The organism is Stenotrophomonas sp. Y-13 (assembly GCF_046267925.1).
GTDB classification, from domain to species: domain Bacteria; phylum Pseudomonadota; class Gammaproteobacteria; order Xanthomonadales; family Xanthomonadaceae; genus Stenotrophomonas; species Stenotrophomonas acidaminiphila_A.
In genome coordinates, this window is sequence record NZ_CP176501.1 from 2191879 (window position 1) to 2206469 (window position 14591).

At 60.2% G+C, this 14591-nt stretch carries 5 protein-coding genes; all 5 read right to left on the reverse strand.

Annotated elements, in window-relative coordinates:
* Positions 1 to 131: 131 nt before the first annotated feature.
* A complete protein-coding gene (locus ACJ7VY_RS09980) occupies positions 132 to 8576 on the reverse strand; it encodes a calcium-binding protein (RefSeq protein WP_409475526.1) in 8445 nt (2814 codons plus the stop codon).
* 23 nt (positions 8577 to 8599) lie between these two features.
* Positions 8600 to 9385 carry a hypothetical protein gene (locus ACJ7VY_RS09985; RefSeq protein WP_313248353.1) on the reverse strand — a complete coding sequence of 262 codons (786 nt, stop codon included), beginning with the start codon at positions 9383 to 9385 and terminating at the stop codon, positions 8600 to 8602.
* A gap of 97 nt (positions 9386 to 9482) precedes the next feature.
* The gene (locus tag ACJ7VY_RS09990) at positions 9483 to 10556 is read right to left on the reverse strand and encodes a redoxin domain-containing protein (RefSeq protein WP_409475527.1); all 1074 of its coding nucleotides are present in this window, start codon (positions 10554 to 10556) and stop codon (positions 9483 to 9485) included.
* A 3-nt stretch (positions 10557 to 10559) separates the two neighbouring features.
* Positions 10560 to 11981, reverse strand: a complete 1422-nt coding sequence (locus ACJ7VY_RS09995) for an HlyD family type I secretion periplasmic adaptor subunit (RefSeq protein ID WP_313248349.1) — start codon at positions 11979 to 11981, stop codon at positions 10560 to 10562.
* Positions 11978 to 14131, reverse strand: a complete 2154-nt coding sequence (locus ACJ7VY_RS10000; RefSeq protein ID WP_409475528.1) for a type I secretion system permease/ATPase — start codon at positions 14129 to 14131, stop codon at positions 11978 to 11980. The genes ACJ7VY_RS09995 and ACJ7VY_RS10000 overlap by 4 nt, the downstream gene beginning before the upstream one ends.
* Between the last annotated feature and the right edge of the window lie 460 nt (positions 14132 to 14591).

Sequence of the window (14591 nt, forward strand, 5' to 3'; positions counted from 1 at the left end):
CCGGTCACAGTCCGGCTGCATGCAACCATGCGCGCATTCGTACTTGGCGCTATTCTTCGCCGCTCGACAGACGAAAAGACCCGGGTGTCCCCGGGTCTCTTCTCGAAGCTGCTCAATCGAGTACTTTTCGGCTACATCATCTGCAGCGCTGGCATGGCGTGATGCCTGGGACGCGGATTGAACGCGCCCCCCGGGACACCATGCACGCCCAGAACGAACGGCTCTGCATCCGGCATGCTCTGCTCCGACTGCACGGCATCGCCGTAACGCGCCATCGCGTCGACCAGGAGTTGAAGCTCTCCCGTCCGGGTAATGAACGCCTCCCGGATGATCGGCGTTGGCATATCCAAGCTGTCCGGCACCTCCTGCCAATCCATCTCCAAAGGCATCGCCGGCCGGCCTGCGTCTGATATGCCCGGACGGCCTTCCGCCTCCAAGGACGAAGGCGATACCGCGTCGTCCCACATCAACGGCAGCCACGGCACGGTCCGCCGTGACACATCCATACCTTCAGAAGACAGGCCTGACGCACGCGGATCAAAGCCCAGGACCTCCCCGGCCTCGCGGGTTGGACGATGGGGCACATAGCCCCAGATCCCACTGCCTTCCCGCTTCGAGCCGCTCCCAATCGTTCCCTTCGCCATCGAGGTATGCGCCGGGTTCGGCATGGACATCTGCCGCATGGCCGCTGTTTCGCCCTGCGTCATGGGAGCCGCAAAAGGCTGGGCGCCCGGCATGGGGGTCAACAAGGTATTGATGCTGGCAGCGGAGAATCCGTAACCGTCGGAAGGTTGCACATAATCGATGGCGTAATTGCCACTGGCGTCGAAGTGCCTATACACGCGCACCTGCTGGGAGGAATCGCCGTCAACACGGATCAGCAGGTCATCACCATCCTGATGGAAGCTCAGGCGCGTGCGGTCGATGCTCTTGCTGCTGGAGTTGAACAGGATCCAGTCGGTGCCGCCGCCGCTGTTGTCGATGACGTCAGAGCCGCCGCCATAGACATACTGGTCGTCACCTACGCCGCCGAACATCGTGTCGTCGCCATCCTCGCCCACCAGTGTGTCATTGCCGTTGCCGCCGATGAGAATGTCGTTGCCCGAACCGGTGTAGCTGCCATTGCCGCCGGAAAGATAGTCATCGCCGTCGCCGCCGACCAGCTTGTCGTCACCGCCCATGCCGAACAGCGTGTCGTTTCCGCCCAGACCACTGATCAGGTCACGCCCGGAGGTACCCACGATCTGCTCGCCCGCGGCGGTGCCGTTCTTCTTGCTCGGGTAGTCCGTATCGTTGCCCTGCGAAGGAGCCGTACCGCTGCCGCCGCCGGGAGGCGTGCCACCGCCTCCGATCTTCGCGTTGATCTGCGCCGTGGTGAGCATCGAACCCATGGCTGGCTGCAGATAGTCCAAGGCGTAGTCGCCCCCCAGGAAGTGGTCGGTGACCCGCACGGTGTCACCCGCGTTGCCGTCGACGGTAATCAGCAGGTCGTCGCCAGTACGCGAAAACGCCAGTTGGCTTTCGGTGATGCCATTCTGGAAGAACAGCCCGTCATAGCCCCCGCCGGTGTTGTCGATGACGTCCTGTCCGGAGGTATAGACATAGCTGTCGTCATCCGCACCGCCGATCAGGGTGTCGTTGCCATCCTCACCCGCAAGGGTGTCGTTGCCGGCGCCGCCTTCCAGTCTGTCATTACCCGAGCCAGCGCCATTGCCGCTGCCGCCCGCCAGGTAGTCGTCACCGTCTCCGCCCTGCAGGGTGTCGTTGCCGCCCATGCCGAACAACTGGTCATCGCCCGCCAGGCCCTTGATCAGGTCCTTGCCGGAACTGCCGGCCAGTTGCTCTCCAGCAGCCGTACCGTCAATGACCTGATCGTACTCACCGCCGGTACTTCCGCCCGCCACGATCTGGTTGATCTCGCTCGTGGGCAGGTAGAAGCCGCCATCCGGCTGTACATAGTCGATGGCGGCATTGCCCCCCAGGAAGTGGTCCAGCACACGGACCGCGGGAGTGGACGAGGCGTCGATGGAGATCAGCAGGTCGTCCCCATCGCGGCTGAACGACAGGCGCTCGCGGGTGATGCCGTTGGTGAAGAACACCCCGTCGAAGCCACCATCGCTGTTGTCGATGACGTCACTGCCGGAGCTGGCATCGAACACGTACTTGTCGTCGCCCGTGCCGCCGATCAGGAAGTCGTCGCCACCGCCACCGACGATGGTGTCGTTGCCACCGCCGCCGTCGATCTCGTTGGCGGCGCCATTACCCGCAATGTAGTTGTCCAGCGCATTGCCGGTGCCGTCAACGGCGGCGCTACCCTGCAGGAACAGATTCTCGATGTTGGCCGACAGCGTGTAGCTGGCGGTGGTCTGGACCTGGTCGGTACCGCCACCGGCGGCCTCGACCACGACATCGTTGCTGTCGTCGACGATATAGACGTCGTTGCCGGCCCCGCCTTCCAGATGATCCACACCGGCTCCACCGTCGAGGTAGTCATTGCCGATGCCGCCGTACAGCGCGTCGATGCCATTGCCGCCGAAGAGGTTGTCGTTCCCGTCGAGGCCATGGAGGACATCATTGCCGTCCCAGCCGCCAAGCGTGTTGTCGCCGGCATTGCCCGTGATCGTGTTATCCAGTCCGTTGCCGTTGCCGGTAGTGATTCCGGCCCCCAGAACCAGATTCTCGACATTGGCGTCCAGGACCAGGTTGGTCTCGAACACGCGCTCGATGGTGTCGATGCCTTCGTCCGCGTACTCGTACACCCGGTCGGACGCGGACACGGCCACGTAGTAATCGTTGCCCTCGCCGCCGTACAGGGTGTCGGCACCGGCACCGCCCACGATCTGGTTGTTGCCGGCATTGCCGCGGATCACGTTGTCGCCGCTGTTGCCGGTGGCATCCAAGTTGGCGGTGCCCAGCAGGGTCAGGTTCTCCAATGTCGCGCCCAGCGTATAGCTGATGCTCGACTCGACCGTGTCAGTGCCTTCGTCTGCGTACTCGACGATGACGTCCCCGGCCTGGTCAACCACGTAGATGTCATCGCCCAAGCCGCCGATCATGGTGTCGGCACCGGTACCGCCATCCAGGCGATTGCCATTGCTGTTGCCGGTCAGGGTCTGACTGCCCGTGCCGGCAATACCCTCGTAGGCATAGCTGCCTTCAACCAGTACCAACTGCTCGATGTTGTCCGACAAGGTATAGCTGTAGGCGGTGGACTCGACCGTATCCGTGCCTTCGCCGGACAGCTCGACCACCACATCGCCACCATCATCGACCCGGTAGGTATCATTCCCGGCACCGCCGATCAGCGTGTCCGCACCCGCACCGCCATCCAGAAGGTCGTTGCCGATACCTCCTCTCAGTTCGTCGATGCCGTTGCCACCGTTCAGCACATCGTCGCCGGCACCGCCTTCCAGCAGGTCATCGCCTTCGCCGCCATGCAGCGTGTCGTTGCCGGCGAGACCCTGAAGGTGATTGTCACCGGCGTTGCCGGTCAGCACGTTGTCCAGACCGTTGCCTATGGCATCGATATTGGCGTTGCCGGTCAGCTCGACCAATTCGACATGATCCGGCATGACGTAGCTGATGCTGCTCCGGACAAGGTCCGTACCTTCACCGGCCACTTCGGTCACTACGTCCCCGGCATCATCGACCGCATAGATGTCGTCGCCGGCACCACCGGCCATCTGGTCTGCACCAGTGCCGCCATCCAGCAGGTCGTTGCCTTGGCCTCCGCTCAGGACGTCATCTCCGGCTTCGCCGTACAGCACGTCGTCCCCTAAGCCTCCGTCCAGCGTATCCGCACCATTTCCGGCCCGGATCGTGTCGTTGCCGGCCAGGCCGCTGATCACGTTGTCCAGTGCATTTCCGTTGATCGTGTCGTCCAGCGTGGTGCCCAACAGGACCACGGCATCCAGATCGTTCGCCGAGATGATCCAGGGTGTACCGCTGCCCGGGTCCACCGTGAGTCCCGACTTCGCCAAGCCGGTTACAGGATCGAAGAAATACTCCAGGCTGATTTGATCATCCGGACTGGAGGTAAAAAGGATGAGCAGGTTGGTCCCATCCCTTCGGAAATACACTTCATTCAATGGCAGGTTCGAAACGTAGATCGTGTTGTAGCCACCGATATCATTGATGGTGTCCTTGCCGTCGCCACGTGCGAAATAGTAGTTGTCGTCGCCATAGCCACCTTCCAGGCGATCATCGCCCAATCCACCCACCAGTTGGTCATCATCGGCGCCACCGAACAACAGGTCATTGCCGGCTCCACCGATCAGCAGGTCGCTGCCGTAGCCACCTCCAAGGCGATCATCCCCCTCGCCACCATCCAGCACATCATCACCATTGTCGCCAAACAGCTGATCCCTTCCCGCACCGCCGGTGAGCGTATCGTCGCCGTTCTCGCCGAACAGGACATCGGCACCATCACCGCCGTTCAACTGGTCGTTGCCTTCACCACCACGGATCACGTCGTCGCCGGCCAAGCCGTCAATCACATCGTCCGATGCGTAACCCGTCAGCACGTCAGCGAGAGCCGTCCCTGCCAGCGCTTTTGCTTTCAACGTCGATGGAGTCCATACCGTTCCATCCGAGAAATGGATCTCGTTGATGCTGTATGCACCCTCACCGCCTCCATAGAAGTGCGATTTCACCCGAACGCTATCGCCGCTGACCAGCTTCAGCAGAAGATCGTACCCGTCACGCACCACGGTGACGTCAGCCACCGCTATTCCGGTCTCGAAGACGATCTTGTCCAGGCGTTGCGGATGGTCATCGTAGCTTTCGATGATGTCCTGACCGAAGCCGGGGCCGAACACATAAGTATCGTTACCAGCCCCGCCATTGAGCAGATCATTTCCAGAGCCGCCCACGAGTACATCATCGCCATTGCCGCCATGGATGGTGTCGTCACCAGCTTCACCATTCAGATGGTCGTCGCCATCCAGGCCAAAGATGCTGTCGTTTCCACCTTGGGCAGAAATGGTTTCATCGGAAACGGTTCCATATAGCACGTCATTGCCTGCGGTCACGGGGAGCGCAATCCGCGACATGACATCCGCCAATCCCCACGTCGTCCCATCGTCGAAACGAATGACCTCAATCACGCCCTCACGATAATGCCCATTCTCGTCGAATACATTGTCGATGCGGACTTCGCCAACTGTTGAACCGACGGTGATAACCAAGGTTATCGACGTCAAGTCGCGTGTGACGGTGACATGCGATGTCTCGATCCCCTCCATGAATACCAACTGATCCGATCCATTGCTATCGTAGATCCGGTCCTTGCCGTCGCCTACGCGGTAATAGTACGTGTCGTTGCCGGCACTACCGAACACGGTGTCGTCGCCCTTGTCAGGGACAAACACCACCCCCTGATACCCACCCACAAGCCGATCATTGCCCTCCGTTCCGACCACTGAGGGGATGCCAAAGAGCGGCGACAATTCAGGATGTAGTGCCTGGACCTGCGCGAATCCCTGACTGGTCTGTGTCCGGAATACTGTGGAATAGGCGCCCAAGTCGCGCAGGACCGCGATAACTTCCTTCAACTTGTCATCCTGACCATTGGCGTGGAGGGATACGGCGACTTGCTGGAACACATTCCAATCGACGATGACATGCGAATAGCCGGATGCGAACCCGCCCTTGATGAACGAATACTTCTGGGGATCAATCTGCGCCTGCAACTGAGCGCTTACAAATTTCGCAAATTTTGCGAACTCAGCCCTCAGCAGCGGAGCGGCATTGCCGTGTGGGTTGGGGTCGCGCTCCCCCCAGCACCACGTGCCCTCGTAACCCCGACCGATTAATTGCTCGAGAACGATAAGCTGCCGCGCATCCATGACATGGCCATAGACCATGCGCGGATCCCGGCTATATGGATCGACCCCGGCCACGCCGGCCCATTGGAAAATCAAGCCTTCCAGCATGGCGTCCCTGGCGGCTGGATCGGTTTCGACCGCATACGTCTCCACCAATGCGGTAAGAATCGGGTCATTTGCCATTGCCTGGCGCAGATCCGGCAGGTTGCCGAAGGCTTTGGCATCCGGCAAACCCGCAACATCGAAGATCGCATCGTCGAATTGCGCGTTAACTCGATGCGTCGTATCAACCTTGAACCAGACGTCTGCAGCCGCCGCATCAGTCCCGTCCAGACGAACGGCCGTACCGATCTGAGCGTGGCTCTGGCCATTGGCATCGACATAATTTGACGCCTGCCAGCCGGTTCGAATGGCCTTCAACCCACTCTGTTCGAGGGTCTGCAATTCGCCAGCTTCGGTAACCCCGTTACCATTGAGATCACGCCATATGCGTAGCTCGCCGAATACCGCATCATTTTGGTCAATCAGGCCATCCTGATTGTCGTCCAGATCACGCAGTGCCTCAAAGCCATTGGCTGCCAGCGCTCCGTTTTCCAGCCGCGTCTGATTTCCGAACATCTCGCGACCGCTGTCGACGGCGCCGTTCCCGTTGAGGTCCCGCACCAGTATGCCGTCGTCACCTGATGCCCAAGCCGTACGTTCACGCATACCATTGGCGTCGTGATCGAAATAGCGATCCATCTGAATACCAACTGTCTCGACGCCGTCACCGTCCAAGTCGATCACGATGGGCGATGTCCTGTTCTCGGCGGGCACGACATCCGGCCCTTCGTCGGCCTCATCGTCAGGTTCGGTTTCCAGGAAAATCCCGAGATCACCGTTTTCAAACTGCTCGATAGTCAGCCCGCCGTTGATCGTGAGCGTGGCGCCATCAAGCACATAAAGCGTACTTCCGTTGCGGTACTCATTCTCCGGGTCGGTTTCCTTTCGCTTCCCACCGGTCAAACGCATTTTGTCGAGAAAGACCTCTCCAGCCCCATCCTCATCCATTATGACGTCTTGATTGTCGGCCTTGTACGTATCGAAGCCTTCACCACCCTCCAGACGATCACTTCCAGCGCCGCCATCCAGAAGTGTCCGGCCCGCGGCACCGTGGATCTCATCGTCACCAGCATCGCCGTACAGCTTATCCTCGGCGGTATCGCTCGAATCGGATGCCACCTGACCGTAGATTACGTCGTCGCCCGCGCCGCCGTGGACGATGTCCTTTCCGGAGCCACCATACACAACGTCGTCGCCCTGGCCGGCCTGAATCTCATCGTCATCGCCACCACCGTCGATGAAGTCGCCGCCTTGTCCTCCCTCAAGATAATCGTCCCCATCTCCCCCCTGGAGCGAGTCATCACCGCCCATACCAAATAGTGAATCGTCGCCATCGCCACCCTCGAAGGTGTCTCCCCCATTCCCACCGAAAAAGAAGTAGCGCTTATCAGCGAAACCGAGGTCGACACCATCGACCTCCAGCTTGTATTCCGCCCCCGATGAGTAGTCTCTGAACTCGATATCACCGACGATTGGCACAGGCAGGCCAAGGGGCATATCGAAGACACCGTCCGTTTGGCCATCTTCGCGATACAGACGCTCAAACACCAGAAAAGATGCCCGTTTGTCTATCCATTGCTCCGACAGCTCCCCCTCGCCCGTCTCTTCGTTGAGCAGGCTAAGGTCGTGCGAATAAGAGGGCAGGTTCACCATAATGGGCGAGAGCGCCATCAAGGCATTCCTCGCCGCTTCGCTGCCCTGTGCAAGCACCACAATTGATGGCTTGTCGCTCGGGAGAAGCGTCGCAACGGTTGACGGGTCGATACCTGCAAAGAACGACGTGGCTGCCGCCACAAAGTCTTGGTCAGACGTTGGCGTAGTGGGTCGTGCGCCAGAATACGATGCGCGAACCCAATCTAGAACTGCACCCAACCCCGCTTTTGAGATAAGTCCTCCCAGCCTCTTGGCATCCCCGGACAAGATGCCTGCGAGTTGATCTGACGCCAGCGCCCAAATATTACCCAGATTGGAGTTAAACGCCGCCTCCCAGAAAGTATCCCAGCCGACCGAAGAATCATCGATAAAGGTCTGCTCGTCCTCCAGCAGGGCGACGGTCTTGGCCGTTTGAATTGCGTACGAGAACGCGTTGAAAGCGAACAACAGATTCTTTATATCGTCGACACGATCCAGGCCCGACCCACCCTGCGCGGTGAGACGGTACGTTTCGTCTTGGCCAAATGCCGAAAAAAGAATCGCCCCAGACCAAGCAGCGTTCGTCTCGCCACCCGCAGAATCATTCCCGAGAGCGGCGAACAGCACCTGCCCAACACCCGTCGCGTCACGGTTTGCGATATCTGCGATGGTTGGGAAAAGCCAGAGACCGTTTCCCTGATTGCGACTATCATTCAGGATATCGTTTAGAGCATTGAAGGCTACCTGGTTGGATGCCGCCTGCATCAGTTCATTCGTGTAGCCGATACCCCTTAGCTCCATCTGCCGGCGGCTATATGCCCGAATCAACTCAGAGAATGCGCCTCTTCCCGCATTCGCGAGTGCCGCCCCCTCGAACCAGAGCTTGACCTGCCCGTCGGGAAGCATCTGGGCGATGGCTTCGTAGACGTCCGAATAGTTCCCGTTCGAGTTAGGGCCTCGCGAAGCCAGCCCCCTGATAACTTGGATTTGCGCGTTCGTCAGATAGATGTCAGCCATGACAAATCTCCCTTTTAAATTATTTACTTAACTTCATATTCATTCGCTGCATTAACAACCACATCAAGAACAGAATCCCATTTATTCAACAAATCAAACGAGAAAAATGATTCAACAGCAATCCCCGTCTTAGTGTAGTAGGTAGAATTGCACGTTCCATTTATCTTTTTCGGGTCATCCGGCCAAGCAACCTGACAAAATATTTCCGTATGCATCGGAAAATCGCCGCGCTCATTCGGCGCGATGGACCTGTATTTCCAGGAGCGCGAATAGTCAGTTTGCCCCCCTCCCGTCCCCGGGTATTCGAGCAGACCCAGATCTTCCCTGGTCCGAGGGGCACCGAGAGACTCAGCGCGAGAAAATATGCTATTGCCCGGGTGGTAAGCATGACTCCTGATCTCGACTCTTACGATATTCCGTCCAAGCGTTTCGTTATTTTCCGCTGGCGGATTTTCCATAAGATTCGCCACATTGATATAGATGATCAGCGTCTCTGCACGTCCCGGCTCTGCGACCCCTTCCGTACGGACGTCGAAGCGCACCTCTGGCGGAATTCGGAATGACGCACTTCCGACCTTTATGGTATTGGCCATGCCTTCTACGAGGCCATGCTCTGACTTGCGTGCTGATGCATCAGACATATTTCTCTCCTTGTCACAGGAACTCAGGAATGCAGCAATGGATAGCGCGAACGAAGAAATGAGTAACTGCCACGGCGATGCCCTGGCTCCGAACTTTCGACGAACGGGCAAATGGCCAGCCATCGCGCCCTGCTTTTTCGCCCAACCGTGTTTATTGATCGAACACATTCGACTTTCCACCGTCCATTGACTTTCGGCGGTTTCCATCTCGCAAAGCAGCCGACAATTCGTCATAGAGAAAAGGCAGGAACGCATACCGCGCGCCCTACGTCACCGGTGTTGCCTCGCGCAGCAGCGAACACGAGAACACCACTGCCCCTCCCAGTGGCGGCTGATACAAACGCCTGCCGAACTCGGGAAACCGCAACATTCCGCCCTCGTAGTCCCCGGAATTGAGATTCAACGACACCGCGAACCTGCGGTGCGCCGTTCCCACCGTTGTGTTATCCCGATGTACCCGAAGGTGCCCCGCATTCTCGGCCTCATAGCAAGCCACGTTGTAGCGCTCGATTCGCGTGGCCCTGAACTGGAACGCCTTTTCGATCTCTGGCACCAAACGGTCATGGATACGGTGCAGGCAGGCAAGACGCAGATGCTCGTCATCGACCACTCGGTCCTTGCGCCGCTTGTGCTGGGGGTCGTGGATCAACTTCGTTTGGCCATCCACGTCGCGCATGAAGCCGGACTTCTCGCCCCCGTGCTGCTCGTAATACCCGATCAGTCTCCGGCACAGTTCCGGCTCGAAGATGCGCGGAATGATCAGCACGGGTGCAGAGGTCTCGGGAATTTCCTCCCGCAAAGCCCGCAGGACGCTCAGCAGGTCCCCAGCGTGCTGCACACTGCCCCCTGTCCACGGAATCACGCCGACCACTCTCAATCGCTCGTCCAGCACGAAGCTGGCCACTCGAATGGGGGTATCTCGACCGTCAGTAGGTGCCACACCATAAAGCTTGCTTACGGCTCGGTCACGGTCCAGAAACAGATAACCTTCGGGAAACTGTTGCTTGAGCAGTTTGGCCTGCGCGTCGTCACGAGCGGTCCCTACGCCAAAGAACGCACACTGCGACCGTACAACCTGGGCCAGCACGGCCCGCATGCCACTCAACAAGGATTGCAGCGGCGCTGCCTGCATCTCGCCGAAGAAGCACAGCACCACCCGTCGCCCGGCCACGGTATCGAAACTGAAATCCGGGTTCTCGGCCGTGGCGGCATGGAACCACGGCGCCGGCTCGCCAGCCCGGGGCACCCGCCGGAGCTTCGATGCAGCGGGCGAAACGACTTCAGATAAGGCCGCCGCCCGGGCCGTGCCATCGTCTTTCAGGGATACTGTCCGCTCCATGATTCATCGCTCCCGGAATGCTTCACCACCATGCTTTTGCAATGGACTGAACACGTAGTCGATCAACCGACGCTTTCCGGTCTTGATCTCCGCGCTCAGGCTCATGCCTGGCGTCAGCGCCACCTTCACGCCATCGACCATCAGATCGGCCCTCTGCAGACGGACCCGCGCCGGAAATACCAGTCCCAACTGTTCGTCCTGCGCGGCATCGTGTGACACCGTCTCCACGATGCCTTCCAGATAACCGTAGCGGGTGTATGGGAAGCTCTCCACCTTGAGCGTCACCGGCTGCCCGGGCCTGACGAAACCGATGTCCTTGTTCAATACCGTAGCTTCAACCTCCAGCGATTCCTGGTTCGGCACCACGGCCATCAACGCCTGCGCCGGCGTCACTACGCCGCCCACTGTATGAATCGCCAACTGCTGCACCGTGCCGTCCACCGGCGCGCGCAGCTGCATCAATTCATCGCGCTGGCGGGTCTTGGCCACCTGCGGCTCGTATTGCCCCGTCTGCTCGCGTGCCTGCCGCAGATTGTCGAAGGCCTGTTGCCGGGTATCGGTTTCCAGCACCCGCAGTTCCTCCCGGGCGCCGACCAAGGCCGAACGGGTTTCCAGCAGCGTGGCCTTCTGGGCCGCCAATGCCCGCTCCAGTTCGACCATTTCCTGCCGGCGGGCAAGGTATTCATGGCGGCTGACGTATTGCCCGCCCAGCAGGCGCTCCAGATCGGCTACCCGCTCCCGGGAGATGGCCAGGCTCTGCTCCATCGGCCCGATCTGCGAGCGGACGGTGTTGACCTGCGCCTCACGCTGGGCAATGGCGGCCAGCAGGTTCTGGCGTCGTGCCTGGTATTCGGCAAGTTCGCTGGCGGCCAGGTCCCAGGCCGCGCGCACGCGCGACGCGGAAACGCCCGGGTCATCCGGCATGTCCGGCAACGCGCCCGTATCCAGCGCCTGCAGCATGGCGGTCTGCCGCAGTTGCGCCAGGCGCGCGGCGATAAGCGCCTCATCGGCCTGCCGGAAATCCGCGCCGGTGGCTGTGGCATCCAGTTCCACAAGGATGTCACCCTGCTTCACTGCCTGCCCATCGCGAACCAGGATGCGATGGACCACGGCGGTCTCTAGCGGCTGGATTACCTTGGTTCGGCTGCCAACGACCGTCTTGCCGGGGGCCACGGCCACCACGTCCACCTTGCCGATACAGGCCCACAGCAATGCGATGCAAAAAAAGGCGGCGATGATCCGCATCGTCCAGCGGGCCGCCGGGGAAACCGGGGTCTCCGTCAGTTCCAGGTGTGCTGGCAGGAAGGCAATCTCGTCCTGTGTGCGTGATGGTGAATCCAATGACTTCCGGTCCGACCACACGGCACGAAAGATCGCGGCATAACGCTGCAGGAAATCCCCTACGCCTTGCAGGACGTGCCTCATGAGGCCGTGCCTCCCTGTTGCAGGCGGTGCAGATGGGCGTAATAACCATCGGTCCGGGCCAGCAAGCTCTCGTGGTTGCCAGCTTCGACGATCTCGCCCTTTTCCACCACCACGATGCGATTGGCATGGCGCACGGTGGACAGGCGGTGGGCAATGATCAGGACCGTGCGCCCCTTGCAGATGGCGCGCATGTTGGACATGACCGCGTGCTCGGACTCGTAGTCCAGCGCGCTGGTGGCTTCGTCGAAGATCAGTATGCGGGGGTCGGCGATAAGTGCGCGGGCAATGGCGACCCGCTGGCGCTGTCCGCCGGAAAGCCCGGCACCGTGCTCGCCGACCTTGGTGTCATAGCCTTCGGGCAGCTCCATGATGAACTCATGCGCGCCCGCCAATTTCGCGGCGCGGATGACCCGCTCCAGCGGCATGCCCGGCTCGGCAAGCGCGATGTTCTCGCGCACCGAGCGGTTGAACAGGAAGTTTTCCTGCAATACCACGCCCAGTTGGCGACGCAGCCACGCCGGATCGGCCACGGCCAGGTCCTGCCCGTCCACCAGCACCCGGCCGCGCTCGGGGGCATACAGCCGCTGCACCAGCTTGGTCAGGGTGCTCTTGCCGGACCCGGAGCGGCCGACGATGCCGATGACCTCGCCGGGCTGGATGTCCAGGTTGATGCCACGCAGCACTTCCGGCGCATCTGGCCGGTAGCGGAAGGTGACATGTTCGAAAGTGACGCGCCCTTGAATCGGCGGTAAGGCCAAGCGACTCCCAGGTACTTCCGTGCGGGTATTGAGAATGTCACCCAGGCGCTCGACGGAAATGCCCACCTGCTGGAAGTCCTGCCAGAGCTGGGCCAACCGGATGATCGGCGCGGCCACCTGCCCGGACAACATGTTGAAGGCGATCAACTGGCCCAGCGTCAGCTTGTTCTCGATGACCAGCTTGGCACCGAAGAACAGAATCGCGACGCTTACCAGCTTCTGGGTAAGTTGCACTCCCTGCTGGCCCAGAGTCGCGATCTTGGTGACACGGAAGCTGGCCCCCACGTAGCCGGCCAACTGGTTGTCCCAGGTGCGGGTCATCCGCGGCGAAACCGCCGTGGCCTTGACCGTGCCGATGCCGCTGACCGCTTCCACCAGGAAGGCCTGGTTGTCGGCGCCACGCGCGAACTTCTCGTCCAGGCGCTTGCGCAGTATCGGCGTGATGCCGCCGGAGATCAGGGCATAGACGGGGAGCGACAGCACCACCACCAAGGTCAGCCAGCCGCTGTACCAGAACATCACCGCGAGAAAGACCACGGTGAACAACAGGTCCAGCACCGAGGTCAGGGCCTGCCCGGTCAGAAACTGGCGGATGTTCTCCAGTTCACGTACGCGGGCGATAGTGTCGCCGACACGTCGCGATTCGAAGTAGGCCAGCGGCAGGTTGAGAACGTGGCGGAACAGCCGGGCACCCAGTTCCACGTCGATCTTGCTGGTGGTGTGGGCGAACACATAGGTGCGCAGGCCGTTCATCACTACATCGAACACGGCCATCGCGACCAGACCGATGGCAATCACGTGCAGCGTCGTCATCGCGTGGTGCACCAGTACCTTGTCCATCACCACCTGATAGAACAGCGGCGTGACCAGTGCGAACAGTTGGATGAACAGCGAGACGACAAAGACCTCGGTCAACAGCTTGCGGTACTTGATGACCGCCGGTACGAACCAGGTGAAATCGAACTTGGCAAGTTCGCCCCGCACGGAAGCACGCGAGGCGACCTGCAACAGGCGTCCCGCGTAGCGGGTTTCGAACTCGTCCCGGTTCAGCGCCTTGGGGCGACGCTCAACCAGATCGTGGATCAGTATCTGGTCTCCATTGGGCGACACTTTGGCGACCACGAAGGGCGGCTCCTCCCCGGTACTCCAAGCCAGTGCCGGGAGGTTGGCGCTGCCAATGCGGGAAGCAGGGTGCGGATGGAATCTGGCCTTCAGGCCGAGTTGCCCGGCCGCCAGCAAAAGTGCGCTTTCGTCGAATGCTTCGCCGCCACGCCCAAAATCATGGGCCAATTGCTGCTCGTCGGCGGCGATGCCGTGGAACTGCGCCAACAGCACCAGACCGCGCAAGGCGTAGTCCGGCTGCGTGCCGTGCAGCGGTACAACCACGTCCATGGTTCTTTCTGCATCCATGCCATTCCCTTCTGAGGCCAGCGCATCGGGGATACAGACAGGCTTGCAGCAATTTCCGGTGAACACAAGGAAATACCGTCAATTGATTCCACTGAAACAGCCAGAATCCAATCAACCTCCTGAAAAAGAACAGGAAATGGAATTTGGGGAAATTCGCAATTCATGAACTGCGTCACCTGCGGAACCTGCGAACATCCCGACATATCCGGTTCAATACTCGTTAAATGCCCGATACACCCGGGCTCCAGCATGGGATGCAGTGCAGTCCGCGACTGGCGTGCATGAGGTGCCTGCCGACTACCCCACTTTCATTGGATACGCACAGCCATCGACCGCCCCGGGACGGGCTTCACAGATATATCAATCGCCACGGATCCTGGCGGTGCTTAACGACAAAGCCCCGGCCATGCCGGGGCTCTTGATCATTTCTTCTCGGGTGGAA

What these genes read in the sequence shown, in the direction of transcription:
- ACJ7VY_RS09980 (WP_409475526.1), bottom strand. Translation starts at nt 8,576, where the DNA reads ATGGCTGACATCTATCTGACGAACGCGCAAATCCAAGTTATCAGGGGG.
- ACJ7VY_RS09985 (WP_313248353.1), bottom strand. Translation starts at nt 9,385, where the DNA reads ATGTGTTCGATCAATAAACACGGTTGGGCGAAAAAGCAGGGCGCGATG.
- ACJ7VY_RS09990 (WP_409475527.1), bottom strand. Translation starts at nt 10,556, where the DNA reads ATGGAGCGGACAGTATCCCTGAAAGACGATGGCACGGCCCGGGCGGCG.
- ACJ7VY_RS09995 (WP_313248349.1), bottom strand. Translation starts at nt 11,981, where the DNA reads ATGAGGCACGTCCTGCAAGGCGTAGGGGATTTCCTGCAGCGTTATGCC.
- ACJ7VY_RS10000 (WP_409475528.1), bottom strand. Translation starts at nt 14,131, where the DNA reads ATGGACGTGGTTGTACCGCTGCACGGCACGCAGCCGGACTACGCCTTG.